Annotated in this window: 17 protein-coding genes; 8 read left to right on the top strand and 9 right to left on the bottom strand. The window is 64.6% G+C overall.

Translation table 11 applies throughout. The annotated features are described in order from the left end of the window. Positions 1-21: 21 nt before the first annotated feature. Together M0209_RS12435 and M0209_RS12430 are read right to left on the bottom strand one after the other, a co-directional pair. A complete protein-coding gene (locus M0209_RS12435; protein WP_258888582.1) occupies positions 22-393 on the bottom strand; it encodes an acyl-CoA thioesterase in 372 nt (123 codons plus the stop codon). Next, positions 390-680, bottom strand: coding sequence for a hypothetical protein (locus tag M0209_RS12430; RefSeq protein WP_258888581.1), 291 nt, complete (start codon positions 678-680; stop codon positions 390-392). The genes M0209_RS12435 and M0209_RS12430 overlap by 4 nt, the downstream gene beginning before the upstream one ends. A gap of 77 nt (positions 681-757) precedes the next feature. Between M0209_RS12430 and M0209_RS12425 the strand changes: the two genes are divergently transcribed. Further along, the gene (locus tag M0209_RS12425) at positions 758-1,183 is read left to right on the top strand and encodes a CBS domain-containing protein (RefSeq protein ID WP_258888580.1); all 426 of its coding nucleotides are present in this window, start codon (positions 758-760) and stop codon (positions 1,181-1,183) included. On the opposite strand, the gene M0209_RS12420 is transcribed toward M0209_RS12425, so the two are convergent. The 5 genes from M0209_RS12420 to M0209_RS12400 form a co-directional block, all read right to left on the bottom strand. Then, positions 1,180-1,737 carry a GNAT family N-acetyltransferase gene (locus M0209_RS12420; protein WP_258888579.1) on the bottom strand — a complete coding sequence of 186 codons (558 nt, stop codon included), beginning with the start codon at positions 1,735-1,737 and terminating at the stop codon, positions 1,180-1,182. The genes M0209_RS12425 and M0209_RS12420 overlap by 4 nt on opposite strands. Then, positions 1,734-3,584: a signal peptide peptidase SppA gene (gene sppA / locus M0209_RS12415; protein WP_258888578.1), complete on the bottom strand. Its 1,851-nt coding sequence runs from the start codon at positions 3,582-3,584 to the stop codon at positions 1,734-1,736. Before sppA ends, M0209_RS12420 begins: the two co-directional genes overlap by 4 nt. An 85-nt stretch (positions 3,585-3,669) precedes the next feature. After that, positions 3,670-4,296: an aspartyl/asparaginyl beta-hydroxylase domain-containing protein gene (locus tag M0209_RS12410; protein ID WP_258888577.1), complete on the bottom strand. Its 627-nt coding sequence runs from the start codon at positions 4,294-4,296 to the stop codon at positions 3,670-3,672. A 4-nt stretch (positions 4,297-4,300) separates the two neighbouring features. Beyond that, positions 4,301-4,687: a type II toxin-antitoxin system VapC family toxin gene (locus M0209_RS12405; RefSeq protein ID WP_258888576.1), complete on the bottom strand. Its 387-nt coding sequence runs from the start codon at positions 4,685-4,687 to the stop codon at positions 4,301-4,303. Further along, positions 4,684-4,938: a type II toxin-antitoxin system Phd/YefM family antitoxin gene (locus M0209_RS12400; RefSeq protein WP_258888575.1), complete on the bottom strand. Its 255-nt coding sequence runs from the start codon at positions 4,936-4,938 to the stop codon at positions 4,684-4,686. Before M0209_RS12400 ends, M0209_RS12405 begins: the two co-directional genes overlap by 4 nt. 163 nt (positions 4,939-5,101) lie before the next feature. On the opposite strand from M0209_RS12400, the gene groES reads away from it, so the two are divergent. From groES to M0209_RS12385, 3 genes are all read left to right on the top strand, one after another. Then, the gene (gene groES, locus M0209_RS12395; protein WP_258888574.1) at positions 5,102-5,389 is read left to right on the top strand and encodes a co-chaperone GroES; all 288 of its coding nucleotides are present in this window, start codon (positions 5,102-5,104) and stop codon (positions 5,387-5,389) included. A gap of 97 nt (positions 5,390-5,486) precedes the next feature. Then, positions 5,487-7,136, top strand: coding sequence for a chaperonin GroEL (gene groL, locus M0209_RS12390; RefSeq protein ID WP_258888573.1), 1,650 nt, complete (start codon positions 5,487-5,489; stop codon positions 7,134-7,136). Positions 7,137-7,351: 215 nt separating this feature from the next. After that, entirely contained in the window at positions 7,352-9,451 is a 2,100-nt protein-coding gene (locus M0209_RS12385; RefSeq protein ID WP_258888572.1) for an EAL domain-containing protein, read from the top strand. 15 nt (positions 9,452-9,466) lie between these two features. Here M0209_RS12385 and M0209_RS12380 read toward each other — a convergent pair whose 3' ends face one another. Together M0209_RS12380 and M0209_RS12375 are read right to left on the bottom strand one after the other, a co-directional pair. Next, positions 9,467-9,613 (bottom strand): hypothetical protein, encoded by a 147-nt coding sequence (locus M0209_RS12380; RefSeq protein WP_258888571.1) that lies wholly within the window; start codon positions 9,611-9,613, stop codon positions 9,467-9,469. A 91-nt stretch (positions 9,614-9,704) separates the two neighbouring features. Then, positions 9,705-9,992, bottom strand: coding sequence for a hypothetical protein (locus tag M0209_RS12375; protein ID WP_258888570.1), 288 nt, complete (start codon positions 9,990-9,992; stop codon positions 9,705-9,707). Between the two features lie 187 nt (positions 9,993-10,179). Between M0209_RS12375 and M0209_RS12370 the strand changes: the two genes are divergently transcribed. The 4 genes from M0209_RS12370 to metH all read left to right on the top strand — a co-directional run bounded on the left by M0209_RS12370 (position 10,180) and on the right by metH (position 15,893). Beyond that, complete coding sequence (locus M0209_RS12370) at positions 10,180-11,118, top strand: metalloregulator ArsR/SmtB family transcription factor (RefSeq protein WP_258888569.1); 939 nt, start codon at positions 10,180-10,182, stop codon at positions 11,116-11,118. Next, the gene (gene metF, locus M0209_RS12365) at positions 11,115-12,056 is read left to right on the top strand and encodes a methylenetetrahydrofolate reductase [NAD(P)H] (RefSeq protein ID WP_258888568.1); all 942 of its coding nucleotides are present in this window, start codon (positions 11,115-11,117) and stop codon (positions 12,054-12,056) included. The genes M0209_RS12370 and metF overlap by 4 nt, the downstream gene beginning before the upstream one ends. After that, entirely contained in the window at positions 12,053-13,099 is a 1,047-nt protein-coding gene (locus tag M0209_RS12360) for a homocysteine S-methyltransferase family protein (protein WP_258888567.1), read from the top strand. The genes metF and M0209_RS12360 overlap by 4 nt, the downstream gene beginning before the upstream one ends. Positions 13,100-13,196: 97 nt before the next feature. Beyond that, on the top strand, positions 13,197-15,893 hold the full coding sequence (metH, locus tag M0209_RS12355; RefSeq protein WP_258888566.1) for a methionine synthase: 2,697 nt from the start codon (positions 13,197-13,199) through the stop codon (positions 15,891-15,893). Positions 15,894-15,904: the final 11 nt, after the last annotated feature.

Below are 15,904 nucleotides of genomic sequence, written 5' to 3'. Positions count from 1 at the left end.
GGCAGAGCGGCAAGTTTTGCTCTAGGCATCGGGCAGCGGCCTCGGGCGATGGTTTTCGTCGAGCGCCACAAAGGTGAAGACGCCCGACGTCACCTTGACTTCGGTCTGGCCGCGGTCGCGGCCCGCGATGACGTCGAGCCGGATCGCGACGGAGGTGCGTCCGCGCCGCTCGACCCGCGCATAGATCGAGATCAGGTCGCCGAGCAGGATGGGCGCGATGAACTGCATCGTCTCGATGGCAACGGTCGCGCAGGCACCTTGCGCGATACGGCCCGCGACGATGCCGCCTGCGATGTCCATCTGGCTCAGCACCCAGCCGCCGAAAATATGGCCGTTCGAATTGATATCGGCGGGGCGCGGCGCGACGCGCAGAACGGGGTCGTTTTCGGTCATCGTTCCTCCTCGGGACGGGTCGGGTCGTCGATGCTGTCGTCATGGCCGCTGCCCGACGACAAGAAGACGAGGCCCATAAGGGCTGCCGCCAGCAACACCGAAAAGAAAATTCCGCCGGCGGCAAACAGCGTCCCGAGCAGCGGCATGGCGCCGATGGCGAGGTACAGCGCACCGAGCCCGATGACGACCGCGCCGAACGAGGCGAGCGTCATCCACAGCATCAGCCGCCGGTAGCGGCCCCACGCAAAGCGCGCGTAATCGGCGTTGTCGAGTTGCGAATCGTTCAAGCGGCTTTCCTTTCCGGCGTGTGCGTGGAATTATCCCCCCAGCGACCGGTGCAGAGTCGCCTGTAGGAGATGCGCCGATGACTGTCAGGGCCATAATTTCGGGCAAGGACGGCGGGGTGACCTCGATTGCGCCCGATGCGACCGTTGCCGATGCCGTGAAGCTGCTCGCGACGTTCCGGATCGGGGCCGTACCGGTGACCGATGCGACCGGCGTGATCGGCATTTTTTCGGAGCGCGACGTGATCTACGGGCTCGAGCGCGATGGCGCGGCGGCGCTCGACAAGCGCGTCGGCGATGTGATGACCTCACCAGCGCTGACCGTGGAGCCCGATGCGCCGGTGATGTCGGCGCTGTCGATGATGAGCCGACGGCGCATCCGCCATTTGCCGGTAGTCGAGGGCGGCGCGATGGTCGGCTTTGTATCGATCGGCGACCTCGTCAAACACCGCATCGACAAGATCGAAAGCGAAGCCGCGGCGCTCCGGGATTATATCGCGAGCTAGCTTCGCACGATTCCCGTCGCGGCAAACCCCAGCGGCTCGTCCGGCGGCGTCCCCGGCTGCGACAATTCGCGTTGCCAGACGCCGACGTCGATCCACTGGCCGTTCTTGAAACAGACCTCGCGGTACACGCCCGCACGACGGAACCCCATCGCCTCGTGCAGCAGGATCGCCTTGTCCTGCGGCATTGTCAGTTGCGAAATTGCCTGGGTGTAATTCATCGCCGTCAGCGTCGACAGCAGTGCGCTGTACAGGGTGCGGCGGATGCCCTGCCCCTCGAGCTCGCCCGCGACATAGCAGGCCGTCTCGACCGAGAAGCGGTACGCGTTGCCGGGGCGCGTGGGCTTGGCAAAGGCATAGCCCAGCACCAGCCCGCTCTCGCCGTCGCACGCCACGATCCACGGATGGGTATCGCCCGCTGCCGTGATCCGCGCGCGCATCTCTTTGGGCGTCGGCGGCAGGCTTTCGAACGACACCGCGTTGGTCACCACATAGGGGCCGTAGATGCCGAGCAGCGCCTGGGCATCGTCGGGCGTGGCGGGGCGCAAATCGATCATGCGCCCATCCATGCGGTCAGCAACTGCATCACGGTTGCCGGTTTCACCGGTGCCGCCGCCACCGGGCATTCGAGGCAACGCGCCTGCACTACCGACGACGCCATCATCGTGCGGGCATCCTCGACAGCGCCCGCCAGCGTGGCCATGCGCGCCCGCGACAGCGTCGACAGCAGGTCGGTCGCGCCGCCCTCTTCTTCGTCGGGCCCGAATATTGCGGCAAAGGCCTCGCGCCAGCCGGGCTGCTTGTCGAGCCACACCGCATGCGGCTCGGCTGGGTCGAGCTTGGCAAGGCGGGCTGCCTCGGTAATCGCGTCGTCGACGCCGCCGAACGCATCGACCAGCCCGAGTTGCCGCGCGGTGCCGCCGTCCCAGACACGGCCCTGCGCGATGCCGTCGACCTTTTCGGGCGTCATCTTGCGCGCGCCGCCGACCAGATTGAGGAACCGCTTGTAGCCGGATTCGATGGCGGTCTGGACCACGCCGTCGAACGCGGCATTGGTGCCGCCGACCACATCGGGCTGCCCGGTCAACGGTGTCGTGGCCACGCCGTCGGCGGTGATGCCGATTTTCTTCAGGCCGTTCTCGAACGTCGGGATGATCCCGAAAATACCGATCGATCCGGTGATCGTCGAGGGTTCGGCAAACACCTTGTCCGATGCCATCGCCACCCAATAGCCGCCCGATGCGGCGACATTGCCCATCGACACCACAACCGGCATCCCCTTGGCCCGCGCCGCAACCAGCGCGGAGCGGATCCGTTCGGACGCCAGCGCCGATCCGCCGGGCGAATCCACCCGCAGCACCAGCGCCTTGTATTTGCCTGATGCCACCGCCTTGTCGACGATCTTGCCGATGGTCTCGCCACCGGCAGTCCCGGCCTCGGCCTCGCCATCCTGGATGATGCCCGCCACCGTCACGACGCCGACGGCCTTGTCGCCGGTCTTGCGCGCCTTGGCGGCGATATAGGGTTTCAGCTCGATCCGGGCATAGGCCTGTTCCTTGCGGCCCGCGCCCGCGATCTGCGCGACGCGCTTGTCGAAGGCGGCGCGGTCGGCGAGCTTATCGACGATTCCGGCTTTGAGCGCTGCCACGGCGGTATCTCCGCTGGCCGCCACCGCCCCGGCTGGATCGGCGATGAAGGCCGCCAGCTGCGCCTTGGGCCGCGCCTTGCCGACTTCGGCCTGCCAGCCCTGCCACAGCGACGCGTAGAGCGCAGTCGCGGCCTCCTTGGCGGCGGGCGATTGTTTGTCGAGGATATAGGGTTCGACCGCCGATTTATACGTGCCGACGCGATAGACATGGACGTTCGCGCCGACCTTTTCGAGCAGGCCCTTGTAATAGAGCCGCGATCCGCCCGGCCCTTGGAACAGCGCCAGCCCCATCGGGTCGAGCCAGATTTCGGACGCATGCGCCGCCAGCTGATAGGCGTCGTCGCTATAGCCGGTCGCGAACGCCAGCACTGGCTTCTTCGCCTTGACCTTGTCGAGCGCCGCGCCGACATCGCCGAGCGCGACCTGCCCGCCGCCGGTGAAGCCGTCGAGGTCGAGCACCACGGTCTTCACCCGGTCGTCGGTCGCCGCGGCGTCGAGCGCGGCGATAATGTCGCGCAGGCGGTATTGCTTCATCTGGCTGCCGCCGGTCAGCGCCTCGGTCGGGCTGATGCTTGCCGGTTGCTCGACGATGCTGCCTTTCAGCTCCATCACCAGCGCGCCGGTGCCGATCGATTTCGTCCCCGGGCGCGCGGTGAGTGCGGCGGCCAGCGCGCCGAAAAACAGCAGCATGAACAGCAGGACCAGCCCGTCCTTGATCCCGACCAGAATGCGCCACGCGCCGCGTACCAGATTCATCGCCCGAAAATCCCTGAGTGTCCTGCCATGCTCATACAGCGCGCGGTAGCCGAGCGGCGGCAGGGGGTAAAGTGCAGGTTCGGGCTTAACCCGCTTCGGTCGCAACTCCAGCGTCCAACTGCGCGACCACCCAGTCGTTTGTCAGCACGTCGATAACGAGGTGAACCCGGTCGGTCGTGCCGCCGTTGTGGACGTAATGCGGGTCGGCGAGACGCAGATACCAGACGCTGCCCGGAGCCATATCGACCGCGACCCGGTTCAGCAGAAATACAACATCGTCATTGGTGATCACCGGCACGTGGATGCGCGCGCGACCGAGGGCCGCATCGAGGTCGAGGTCGCTGTGCTCCTTGATCGTCGACCCTGGCGTCAGGCGCATCAGCCGTGCCGACAACATAGTGCAGTCGAACTGTGCGAGGACCGCACGCAGACAGGGCGCGTGGTCGAGCCAGGGCGTGTCGACATAATCGGTCGCCACCGGGTCCGAATAGATCATCGCCACCGGATGCGTCGCCCCTCGCTTGGCACGCAGCGGCAGAACGTCCCATTTGCCCTCGTAATTCTGCGGCACGAAATGGCGGGTCCAGTCGGTCGTGTCGAAGGCGGCGAGGTCCGCCTGCAAGGCTGCGGGGTCGAAAGCGAAGGGGAGGCGCACGCGGTCGGGCCAGCGGTCAGTGACGCAGGACGGTTGCTCGTCGATCGGCCGGGTCACGACGTCAGACGATCCGAACCATTGCCGGATAGGCCGCCAGTGCCGCGTCGGCTGTCAACAGCGTCATCCCTTCGACCATGGCTTGCGCCACCAGCAATCTGTCGAACGGGTCGTTGTGCAGCCGTGCGAGTGTGCCGACACGCATCGCGTGTTCGCTCGTTACCGCCAGCTCGCGATAGCCCGCCTCGCGGAAACGGCGCAAAACCAGCGCCGGGTCCGTGCGGAAATCGGGGCGACCGAGCGCGTATTTGATCGCGATTTCCCAGATATTCACAGTGCTGAACGCGACGTCGTCGTCCCCATTTTCGATCATATCGGCGATGTCGGATGGCAATTTTTCAGGCGACTCGCCGACCCAAAGCAGAATATGCGTATCGAGAAGCAGGCTCATCGCTGCGGAATGGTCAGCTCGCCGAGCATACCCTCGATCTCTTTCTGAAACATCGTGTCGAAATCCTCGGGGACGTCGATCTGCCCGCGCAAAAATCCCAGTTTGCGCTTGGAGCGTGCCTCCGGATCGTATGGCACGACACGCGCAATCGGCTTTCCGCCGCGCGCGATTACCACTTCCTCGCCCGACTCGACGCGCGTCAGGACACGCGAAAAATGTGTCTTGGCTTCATGGACGTTCAGCGCGGTCATATCTTCGACTTAGTCCATCGAACCTAGTCCGTCAATTCACGCTCAGCGAACCCTTGACGCTCCATGCGGCGCTGCCCATATGCCCCTTTGCTGGCACTCGCACTCGCTGAGTGCTAACGCGCGAATCACGCTCCTCCCGGGGCATCAACAAAGGGCAAATCATATGGCATTTCGACCCCTGCACGACCGCGTGCTGGTCCGCCGCATCGAAGCGGAAGAGAAAACGGCTGGCGGCATCATCATTCCCGACACCGCCAAGGAAAAGCCCCAGGAAGGCGAAATCGTCTCGGTCGGTTCGGGCACCAAGGCCGAGGACGGCACCGTGACCCCGCTCGACGTTAAGGCGGGCGACAAGATCCTGTTCGGCAAATGGTCGGGCACCGAGGTCAAGCTCGACGGCGAAGACCTGCTCATCATGAAGGAAAGCGATATTCTCGGGATTGTTGGCTGACGCCAACGGGCTCGGGATCGCAGCCTGATTCGATAGTGTTTCAGGTGTGACCTTTGTGACTTTCTGAACGACAACCAATTTTGAAAGGGTTTCCAAAATGGCAGCCAAGGACGTAAAATTCAGCCGCGACGCGCGTGAGCGCATTCTGCGCGGCGTCGACATTCTCGCCGATGCGGTGAAGGTAACGCTCGGCCCCAAGGGCCGCAACGTCGTCATCGACAAGTCGTTCGGTGCCCCGCGCATCACCAAGGACGGCGTCACCGTCGCCAAGGAAATCGAACTCAAGGACAAGTTCGAGAACATGGGCGCACAGATGGTCCGCGAAGTCGCGTCGAAGACCAACGACGTTGCCGGTGACGGCACGACGACCGCGACGGTCCTCGCCCAGGCGATCGTGCGCGAAGGCATGAAGTCGGTTGCAGCCGGCATGAACCCGATGGACCTGAAGCGCGGCATCGATCTCGCCGTCATCAAGGTTGTCGAGGACATCAAGGCGCGGTCGAAGCCGGTTTCGGGCACGGCTGAAATCGCGCAGGTCGGCATCATTTCGGCCAACGGCGACACCGTCGTCGGTGAAAAGATTGCCGAAGCGATGGAAAAGGTCGGCAAGGAAGGCGTCATCACCGTCGAGGAAGCCAAGGGCCTCGATTTCGAGCTCGACGTCGTCGAAGGCATGCAGTTCGACCGCGGCTACCTTTCGCCTTACTTCATCACCAACCCGGAAAAGATGTCGGTCGAACTCAACGACCCCTACATCCTGATCCACGAGAAGAAGCTGTCGAACCTGCAGGCGATGCTCCCGATTCTGGAAGCCGTCGTCCAGTCGGGCCGTCCGCTGCTGATCATCGCCGAGGACATCGAGGGTGAGGCGCTTGCCACGCTCGTGGTGAACAAGCTGCGCGGTGGCCTGAAGGTCGCCGCCGTCAAGGCACCGGGCTTCGGCGATCGCCGCAAGGCGATGCTCGAGGACATCGCGATCCTGACCAAGGGCGAGATGATCTCGGAAGACCTCGGCATCAAGCTCGAGAGCGTGACAGTGGCGATGCTGGGTTCGGCCAAGCGCGTCACGATCGACAAGGACAACACCACGATCATCGACGGTCTGGGCGATGCCGATGCGATCAAGGGCCGCGTCGAAGCGATCCGTCAGCAGATCGAGAACACGACGTCGGATTACGACAAGGAAAAGCTGCAGGAACGTCTGGCCAAGCTGGCCGGCGGTGTTGCGGTCATCAAGGTCGGCGGCGCGTCCGAAGTCGAAGTCAAGGAGCGCAAGGACCGCGTCGACGATGCGCTGCACGCAACGCGCGCAGCCGTCGAAGAAGGCATCGTCCCCGGTGGCGGGACGGCGCTGCTCTATGCGACCAAGGCACTCGAAGGGCTGACCGGCATCAACGACGACCAAACGCGCGGCGTCGACATCGTCCGCAAGTCGCTGACCTCGCTGGTTCGCCAGATCGCGGCCAACGCCGGGCATGACGGTGCGGTGGTCTCGGGCAAGCTGCTCGACCAGTCGGACACATCGTTCGGCTTCAACGCCTCGACCGACGTGTACGAGAATCTCGTCACGGCGGGCGTCATCGACCCGACCAAGGTCGTCCGCACCGCGCTGCAGAACGCAGCATCGGTCGCGGGTCTGCTGATCACCACCGAAGCGGCTGTTTCGGAAATGCCCGAAGACAAGTCGCCCGCGATGGGCGGCGGCATGGGCGGCGGTATGGGCGGTATGGGCGGCATGGACTTCTAGTCCGAGAACGGCCGGGAATAGCGATGCTATTCCCGGACTCGTTCCGGACCGGACGGCGGGCTTCGGCTCACCGAAGTCCCGACCGACGAAGCAGCGGCTTTGCCGCTGCCTGCTAGTCTAACCGAAAAAGCCGACAGCCGGGGCCTCACCGCCCCGGCTGTTTCGCGTGTATCGCTAACGCTAAATCAACCCTGTCCGCGTAGCACGGACAAACGATGCGTCCGTCGCTCCGCCATCTGGTCCAGTCCGAAGACCCTGTGCCGTCCGGCTCGGTGCTCGCGCGCCTGTCGGAATCGCTGGCGGCGATGCGCGGCCATGGGCGCGGCGACGGCCATGACGGCGACCCGCTGACCGACCGCGAGGGATTGCTGGGCGATGTCGAGGCGAGCCGCAAGGCATGGTTCTGGGCCACCGACAGCGACGGAAGGATCGCCTATCTGACGCCGCGCATGATCGCCGACCTGCAGCTTGCCGACGACGACCTTTCGACGCTTGCCCTGTCCGATCTCGTCGCGCCCGAAGGTGGTTCCGAAGGGGGTTCGGTCGCCCGGACGCTGGGCTTTCACTTCGGCGGCCGCACTGCCTTTGCCGATGTCGCGGTGCAGGCCGCGCACGACCCTGCCGTCTGGTGGTCGCTCAGCGGTCGCCCGATGCTCGACGCGCACGGAGCCTATGCCGGGTTCCGCGGTTTCGCGCTCGATCTGTCGGGATCGCGCCGCGCCGATGCCGAAATTGCGCGGCTTGCCCATTATGATTCGCTGACCGGCCTGCCCAATCGCGTGCTGATGCGGCGGACCTTGCAGGCCGCGCTCGAAACCGAGGGAAAGCTGAAAGGGCAGGGCGATTGCGGGCTGTTCATGCTCGACCTCGACCGGTTCAAGGGCGTCAACGATACGCTCGGGCATCCGGTCGGCGATGTGCTGTTGCAACAGGTCGCCCAGCGGCTGTCGCATGTCGTCGGCGACCATGGCTGTGTCTGCCGCCTCGGCGGCGACGAATTCACGGTGGTCGTCCCCGATGTCGACGACCGCGAAAATCTCGCCCGACTGGCCGATGCCGTCATCAAGCGGTTGTCGTTTCCCTATACCATCGGCCCTTCGACGATTTCGATCGGGGCATCGGTCGGCATCGCCATTTCACCTTTCGACGGCGAGGATCCCGACGAATTGCTCCGTAACGCCGACCTCGCGCTGTACGACGCGAAAGCGGCGGGGCGTGGCGTCCACAGTTTTTACCAGCCGCAGATGCACCGCGATGCCGACGACCGCCGCCTGCTCGAGGACGACCTGCGCGAGGCGCTCGCCAAGGGCCAACTACGCCTCGCCTATCAGCCGGTGTTCGATCTCGCGACCGACCGGCCCTGCGCGTTCGAGGCGCTGGCCCGCTGGGACCATCCCGAACGCGGCGAGATTTCACCGTCGCTGTTCATCCCGATTGCCGAGGAAATCGGCATCATCGGCCCAATCGGCGAATGGGTATTGCGGACCGCGCTCGCCGAGGCCGCGCACTGGCCCGACGAAATCCGGATCGCGGTCAACATCTCGCCGCTCCAGTTCCGCAGTGCACAGCTTCCCGCGCTGGTCTCGAATGCGCTGGCTGCGTCGGGCGTCGCGCCCGACCGGCTCGAACTCGAACTGACCGAAGGCGTTTTTGTCGCCGAGGGCGACCGTATCGATGCGATGTTCGCGACGATCAAGCAGCTCGGCGTCCGCTTCGCGCTCGACGATTTCGGCACCGGCTATGCGAGCCTCGCCAATCTGAAACGCCTGCCCTTCGATACGATCAAGATCGACCGGTCGTTCGTGCGCGGCCTGTCGACCGACGACGGCGTCGACATGCGGTTCATCTCGGCAATCGTGGCGCTGGCCGAAAGCCTCGGCATGACGACGACCGCGGAGGGCGCGGAAACGGCGGGCGAGATATCGGTCATACGGTCGCTCGGCTGCTCGCGGGCACAGGGCTATATTCTGGGCAAGGCCATGGACGGCGGGCAGGCAGCGGCGCTGATTGCGGCGCGCAGCGGGCGCACCCTCGACGCCGTCGAGCGCGAGCCGCGCGCGGCGCTCCTTCGCCGGGGCCAGCTATGCAGCGAGGGCGAAACGCATCCGGTGCGCGTCCGAAATATCTCGGGCGGCGGTGCCATGATCGAGATTGATCCCGATGCGAAGATCTCGAACGCGGTGGTGCTGAAACTCAGCGCGGCCGAGCAATTCCCAGCCACGGTGCGCTGGGCGCACGATCGCCGTATCGGCGTGGCGTTCGAACAGCGTATCGATGTGACACGGTTCTGGCACAACGAGCCGCCGACCGACTAGACTTCCCCGTTTGCGCTACTGGCGCGTCGCATTCTCGCTTTGGGCGTCGAGCTTGTCCGCTGCGGCGTTCAATTGCGCCGCCTCGCTCGGCGTGACGCCGTCGGTCCGGTTGGCGCTGCTGCATCCGGCGAGCATCAGGGCGACAAGAAGCAAGGTTCGCATCGCGCGATCATGCGCTGCGCCCGCTTCGCGCGCTACAACAAAAAAGGCCGCCCGGTTGCCCGGACGGCCCCTTTCGGTTCAGCGGTAACGCTTACTTCTTCAGCGTGTTGCCCGCGTCGGTCATCGCGTTGCCGGCAGCAGCCTTCATCTTGTCGGCGGCCGATTCGACCTTGTTCCCGGCGGCGTCGGCAGCGTTCGAGATGCTGTCCATCGCATTGTCGGTGGCGGCGTCGATCGAGTTGATCCCGGCAGCGGCGGTCGCGTTGACGTCCGTCGCGACGGCATTGGCGGCTTCGGCGGTTTCGTTCTTCGCGGCAGGCGAGCACGCGGCGAGCGTGGCGGCGGCGGCGATCACGGCAACGGTAACGATCTTCTTCATGAGAGACATCCCTCGGTCAGGTTGATAACGGGCCGCGTATTCGCGACCCCCGTTGCGTTGTCGCTCCGGCACGGAACGCCAGATAATGGCTTTTGCAGACTATGGCAAGAAAAAGGCAAAGGTCTTTTTCGCCGTCCACAATCCGCAACATTGACCGCATATAAAGATTTCTTTATATGCGCCTGTTATGACCGCCGCTGTGGATATCTTTCGCGCCCTTGCCGATCCGACACGGCTGCGGATTGTTGCCTTGCTGCGGCGGATGGAGCTTTCTGTGGGTGAACTTGCCCAAGTTCTGGGACAGAGCCAGCCGCGCGTGTCGCGTCACGTCAAGATCCTCGTCGATGCCGGTGTGGCGGCGCGGCGGCGCGAGGGCAGCTGGGTGTTCCTGACCCCCGCGCCGAGCCCGATCGCAGTCCCCCTGTTCGCGCTGATCGACGCGGGCGGCGAGGACCATTGGGCGGTTGCCGATGCGGCACGGTTGAACGCTGTCCGCGCTGACCGTGCAACGGCGGCGGAACGCTATTTCGCGGGGCATGCCGAACAATGGGATGCGATCCGCTCGCTCCATGTCGCCGACAGCGCGGTCGAGGCGCACATGCGCGACCTGCTCGGGTCGGGGCTGGGGCGGCTGGTCGATATCGGGACCGGCACAGGCCGGATGATCGAATTGCTTGGCGTTTCGGCGACCCATGCCACGGGCATCGACCGCAGTCCCGAAATGCTCCGTCTCGCCCGCGCCAAGCTCGCCGATGCGCCGACGCCGGTCGATTTCCGCCAGGCCGATGTCGCCGAACTCCCGCTTGCTGATGCTAGCGCGGATACCGTCGTGATGCACCAGGTGCTGCACTATATCCCCGCGCCCGAAGCCGCTTTGCGCGAAGCCGCGCGCATCGTTGCCCCCGGCGGACGTTTGCTGATCGTCGATTTCGCCAGCCACGACCGCGAGGAACTGCGGACGCAGGACGCGCATGCGCGTCTCGGCTTTTCCGACGCCCAGATCGGCGGCTGGCTCGGCGCATCGGGTCTGTCGCTGACAGACACCCACGAACTCACCGGCGGCGAACTGACCGTCAAACTCTGGTTGGGCACCCGACCCGCCGTTGCCAAGGCTCTAGCCGCATGACCCTCTCGCTCACCCAACTCGAAGAAGCGCGTCGCGCGCTCGGTGCGCCGCTCTACGCCGATGTAGCGGGCGACGCGGTGGTGTCGTTCGAATTCTTCCCGCCCAAAACCGACAAGATGAACGAGACTTTGTGGGACTCGGTGCGGATGCTCGAACCACTTGCCCCGCGCTTCGTCTCGGTCACCTATGGCGCGGGCGGCTCGACGCGTGAGCGCACCCATGCGACGGTCGCACGCATCGCCAGCGAAACCAGCGTCCCTGCTGCTGCGCACTTGACCTGCGTCGGCGCGTCGAAGGCCGAGATTGCCGATGTCGCGCACGCTTATTGGGACGCAGGTGTGCGCCACATCGTGGCGCTGCGGGGCGATCCCCCCGTCGCGGGCGCGAAGTTCGAGCCGCATCCCGACGGTTATCGCAATGCGGTCGAACTCGTCGCGGGGCTGAAAACACTTCACCCGTTCGAGATCTCGGTCAGCGCCTATCCGGAAACCCATCCCGACGCCGATTGTGCGCAGAGCGATCTGGACAATCTCAAGGCCAAGCTCGATGCCGGGGCCGACCGCGCGATCACCCAGTTCTTCTTTGCGCCCGAAACCTTCTTCCGCTTCCGCGACCAGGTTGCCGCTGCGGGGATCAGCGCCGAAATCGTGCCCGGCATCATGCCCGTGTCGACCTTTGCCGCGACCAGCCGCATGGCTGCAATGTGCGGCACCGACGTGCCCGCTTGGATGGGGCGGTTGTTCGAAGGACTCGAGGAACTGCCTGCCGCGCGCCAGCTCGTGTCGGCGACGATCGCTGCCGAGCTGTGCCGCCGCCTTTACGCGGGCGGCACGCGGCATTTCCATTTCTACACGCTCAACCGTGCCGAGCTGAGCTTTGCGATTTGCCACATGCTGGGGCTGCGGGCGCAGGGCGTCGGACTGGAGAAAGCAGCATGAGCGCGCGTGACGACCTGTTTGCGGCGGCCGCGACCCGCATCCTCATCACCGACGGCGCGTTCGGGACCGAGATCCAGAACTGGAAGCTGTCCGAAGCCGATTATATGGGCGACCTGGCGCTCGCCAAGGACGCCAAGGGCAACAACGACATCCTCGCGCTGACCAAGCCGAGCGTCCCCGACACGATCACCCGCGCCTATCTCGACGCGGGATCGGATATCGTTTCGACCAACACGTTCAGTGCCAACCGGATCAGTCAGGCCGATTATGCTGCTGAACATCTGGTGCGCGAGATCAACGTCGCCAGCGCGCAAATCGCCCGCAAGGCAGCGGACGAATATGCCGCCCGCGACGGGCGCAAGCGGTTTGTGGCGGGCGCGATCGGGCCGACGAACAAGACGTTGTCGCTCAGCCCCGACGTGAACGATCCCGGCTACCGCGAAATTACCTTCGACTATCTGAAAGGCGTTTACCGCGAACAGGTCGACGCCCTGATCGAGGGCGGCGTCGATTTCATCCTGATCGAAACCGTGTTCGATACGCTGAACGCCAAGGCGGGCATCATGGCCGTGCTCGACGCGCAGGAGGCGCTCGGCCGCGAGATCCCGATCATGGTGTCGATGACGCTGACCGACCTGTCGGGCCGTAACCTGTCGGGCCATACGGTCGAGGCGTTCTGGCACGCGGTGCGGCATGCAAAGCCTGTTACCATCGGCCTCAATTGCAGCTTCGGCGCATCGCAATTGCGCCCGCATGTAAAGGTGCTGTCGGCGCTCGCCGATACGCTGATCATGGTTTACCCGAATGCGGGCTTGCCCAACGATCTGGGCGAGTATGACGAGCTGCCCGAGCAGACGGCGGCGCTGGTCCACGAATGGGCCGATGCGGGGCAGGTCAATATCCTTGGCGGCTGCTGCGGATCGACGCCTGCGCACATCGCGGCGATGGCGAAGGCGGTCGCGAGGCTGGAACCACGGCGTTTGCCGGGAGTGGCCGTAGCGACAAGGCTGGCGGGGCTGGAACCGATGACTTTGGCGGCATGAGCTGTGCTCCTGCGAAAGCAGGAGCTCTGGCGATGCGACCTGACACTTGAGAACATGGCTCCTGCTTTCGCAGGAGCACAGCTTGCTTGGAACGAACTTGGACACCCAACCCCTCCCCACTTTCGTCAATATCGGCGAGCGCACCAACGTCACCGGTTCGGCGGCGTTCAAGAAGCTCATCATGGCGGGCGATTACGCCAAGGCCGTCGAGGTCGCGCGCCAGCAGGTCGAAAACGGCGCGCAGATCATCGACATCAACATGGACGAGGGGCTGCTCGACTCGCTCGTCGCGATGGAGACCTTCGTCAAGCTGATCGCCGCCGAACCCGATATCGCGCGGGTGCCGTTCATGATCGACAGCTCGAAATGGAGTGTGATCGAGGCGGGGCTGAAGTGCGTTTCCGGCAAGCCCATCGTCAATTCGATCAGCATGAAGGAGGGCGAGGAACAGTTCCTTCAGCAAGCGCGCAAGTGCATGGCCTATGGCGCGGCGGTCGTCGTCATGGCGTTCGACGAGGCGGGGCAGGCCGATACCAAAGACCGCAAGATCGAGATTTGCGAGCGCGCCTACAAGCTGCTGGTGGGCATCGGTTTTCCGCCCGAGGACATCATCTTCGACCCGAACGTGTTCGCGGTGGCGACGGGGATCGAGGAGCACAATAATTACGCGGTCGATTTCATCGAGGCGGTGAAGGTCATCAAGGCGCGCTGCCCGCATGTCCATTTTTCGGGCGGGCTGTCGAACCTGTCGTTCAGTTTTCGCGGCAACGAGCCGGTGCGCCGCGCGATGCATTCGGTGTTTCTCTACCATGCCATTCCCGCCGGACTCGACATGTCGATCGTTAACGCGGGGCAGCTCGACATTTACGACGCCATCGACCCCGAGCTGCGCGAAGCCTGCGAGGATGTGATCCTCAACCGTCCGGCGCGCAGCGACAACGAGACACCGACCGAACGCCTTGTGACGCTCGCCGAGAAGTTCCGCGGTACCGACGCCGCGACCGAAAAGGCCGCCGAGGAATGGCGCGGCTGGCCGGTGACCAAGCGGCTCGAACATGCGTTGGTCAAGGGTATCGACGCCTATGTCGTCGACGATACCGAGGAATGCCGCCAGCAATTCGCCCGCCCCATCGAAGTCATCGAAGGCCCGCTGATGGACGGCATGAATGTCGTGGGCGACCTTTTCGGCAGCGGCAAGATGTTCCTGCCGCAGGTGGTGAAATCGGCGCGTGTCATGAAAAAAGCCGTCGCGCACCTCATCCCGTTTATCGAAGCCGCGAAAGAACCCGGTGCGCGCGCCAAGGGCAAGATCATTATGGCCACCGTCAAGGGCGACGTGCACGATATCGGCAAGAACATCGTCGGCGTCGTGCTCCAGTGCAACGGGTATGAGGTCATCGATCTCGGCGTGATGGTGCCGTGGACGAAAATCCTCGAAGCCGCGAACGAGAACGACGCCGACATCATCGGCCTGTCGGGCCTGATCACGCCCTCGCTCGACGAGATGGTGACAGTCGCCGAGGAAATGCAGCGCGCGAAAATGTCGATGCCGCTGCTGATCGGCGGGGCCACGACGTCGAAGGTGCACACCGCGCTTCGTATCGACGAGGCCTATGACGGGCCGGTGATCCACGTCCTCGACGCGAGCCGCGCGGTCGGCGTCGCGACCGCGCTGGTCAGCGACACCGGTCGCGATGCCTATGTGAAGGGGTTCGCCGACGACTATGCGCATGTCCGCGAGGTGCGCGCGGGCAAGGGGCAGAATGCGCTGATCGTGATCGAGGACGCGCGGGCGAACAGCTTCCCGTACGACCATCATCTAAAGCCGCCGCCGCCCGAGCAGCCGGGGGTGCATGCGTTCGGCAATTGGGATTTGCGCGATCTGGCCGATGTCATCGACTGGACACCGTTCTTCCGCGCCTGGGAATTGCATGGGAATTATCCGGCGATCCTGACCGACGAAGTCGTCGGAGAAAGCGCGCGGAGTCTCTGGGAAGACGCGCAGGCGATGCTTGCGAAGATCATCGACGAGAAATGGCTGACCGCCAAGGGCGTTGCGGGCCTGTGGCCGTGCCGTCGCGAGGGCGACGATGTGATTGTGCACGCAGAACTCGGGACTGTCCCCCCTTGGGGACTGTCCCCTGCGATCAAACCGGGGACAGTCCCCAAGGGGGGACAGTCCCCTGAAGGCGATTATTCCCATGTCCGCCTGCCCTTCCTGCGCCAGCAGATCGCCAAGCGCGAGGGCCGCGCCAATATGTGCCTCGCCGATTTCATCGATCATGACGGCGACTGGATCGGTGGGTTCGCGGTCGGCATCCACGGCATCGAGCCGCATCTCGCGCGGTTCCAGGCCGACAAGGACGATTATTCGGACATCCTGTTGAAGGCGCTGGCTGATCGTTTCGCGGAGGCCTTTGCCGAACGCCTGCACCAGCATGTCCGCACCACGCTCTGGGGCTATGCGCCGGCCGAGCAGCTGACCAACGAGGCCCTCATCAAGGAAGAATATCGCGGCATCCGTCCTGCACCCGGCTATCCGGCGTGTCCGGACCACTCGCTCAAGCCGATGCTGTTCGACCTGCTCGATGCACCGGCGCACACAGGGCTGACCTTGACAGAGAGCTTTGCGATGTTCCCGACGGCAGCGGTCTCCGGCTTCTACTTCGGCCATCCGCAGGCCGAATATTTCGGCGTGGCGCGCGTCGGTGAGGACCAGTTGGCCGATTATACCGTGCGGCGCGGCGTCGATCCCGATACGGCACGCCGTTGGCTGCGTCCCAATCTGGATTGAACGTCGCGCGA

This window comes from Sphingomonas sp. SUN039, from assembly GCF_024758725.1.
Lineage (GTDB): Bacteria > Pseudomonadota > Alphaproteobacteria > Sphingomonadales > Sphingomonadaceae > Sphingomonas_O.
Note: the sequence above shows the minus strand (reverse complement) of the source record. Positions and strands in the feature narration are given on the sequence as shown.

What these genes read in the sequence shown, in the direction of transcription:
- M0209_RS12435 (WP_258888582.1), bottom strand. Translation starts at nt 393, where the DNA reads ATGACCGAAAACGACCCCGTTCTGCGCGTCGCGCCGCGCCCCGCCGAT.
- M0209_RS12425 (WP_258888580.1), top strand. Translation starts at nt 758, where the DNA reads ATGACTGTCAGGGCCATAATTTCGGGCAAGGACGGCGGGGTGACCTCG.
- M0209_RS12420 (WP_258888579.1), bottom strand. Translation starts at nt 1,737, where the DNA reads ATGATCGATTTGCGCCCCGCCACGCCCGACGATGCCCAGGCGCTGCTC.
- sppA (WP_258888578.1), bottom strand. Translation starts at nt 3,584, where the DNA reads ATGAATCTGGTACGCGGCGCGTGGCGCATTCTGGTCGGGATCAAGGAC.
- M0209_RS12405 (WP_258888576.1), bottom strand. Translation starts at nt 4,687, where the DNA reads ATGAGCCTGCTTCTCGATACGCATATTCTGCTTTGGGTCGGCGAGTCG.
- M0209_RS12400 (WP_258888575.1), bottom strand. Translation starts at nt 4,938, where the DNA reads ATGACCGCGCTGAACGTCCATGAAGCCAAGACACATTTTTCGCGTGTC.
- groES (WP_258888574.1), top strand. Translation starts at nt 5,102, where the DNA reads ATGGCATTTCGACCCCTGCACGACCGCGTGCTGGTCCGCCGCATCGAA.
- groL (WP_258888573.1), top strand. Translation starts at nt 5,487, where the DNA reads ATGGCAGCCAAGGACGTAAAATTCAGCCGCGACGCGCGTGAGCGCATT.
- M0209_RS12385 (WP_258888572.1), top strand. Translation starts at nt 7,352, where the DNA reads ATGCGTCCGTCGCTCCGCCATCTGGTCCAGTCCGAAGACCCTGTGCCG.
- M0209_RS12380 (WP_258888571.1), bottom strand. Translation starts at nt 9,613, where the DNA reads ATGCGAACCTTGCTTCTTGTCGCCCTGATGCTCGCCGGATGCAGCAGC.
- M0209_RS12375 (WP_258888570.1), bottom strand. Translation starts at nt 9,992, where the DNA reads ATGAAGAAGATCGTTACCGTTGCCGTGATCGCCGCCGCCGCCACGCTC.
- M0209_RS12370 (WP_258888569.1), top strand. Translation starts at nt 10,180, where the DNA reads ATGACCGCCGCTGTGGATATCTTTCGCGCCCTTGCCGATCCGACACGG.
- metF (WP_258888568.1), top strand. Translation starts at nt 11,115, where the DNA reads ATGACCCTCTCGCTCACCCAACTCGAAGAAGCGCGTCGCGCGCTCGGT.
- M0209_RS12360 (WP_258888567.1), top strand. Translation starts at nt 12,053, where the DNA reads ATGAGCGCGCGTGACGACCTGTTTGCGGCGGCCGCGACCCGCATCCTC.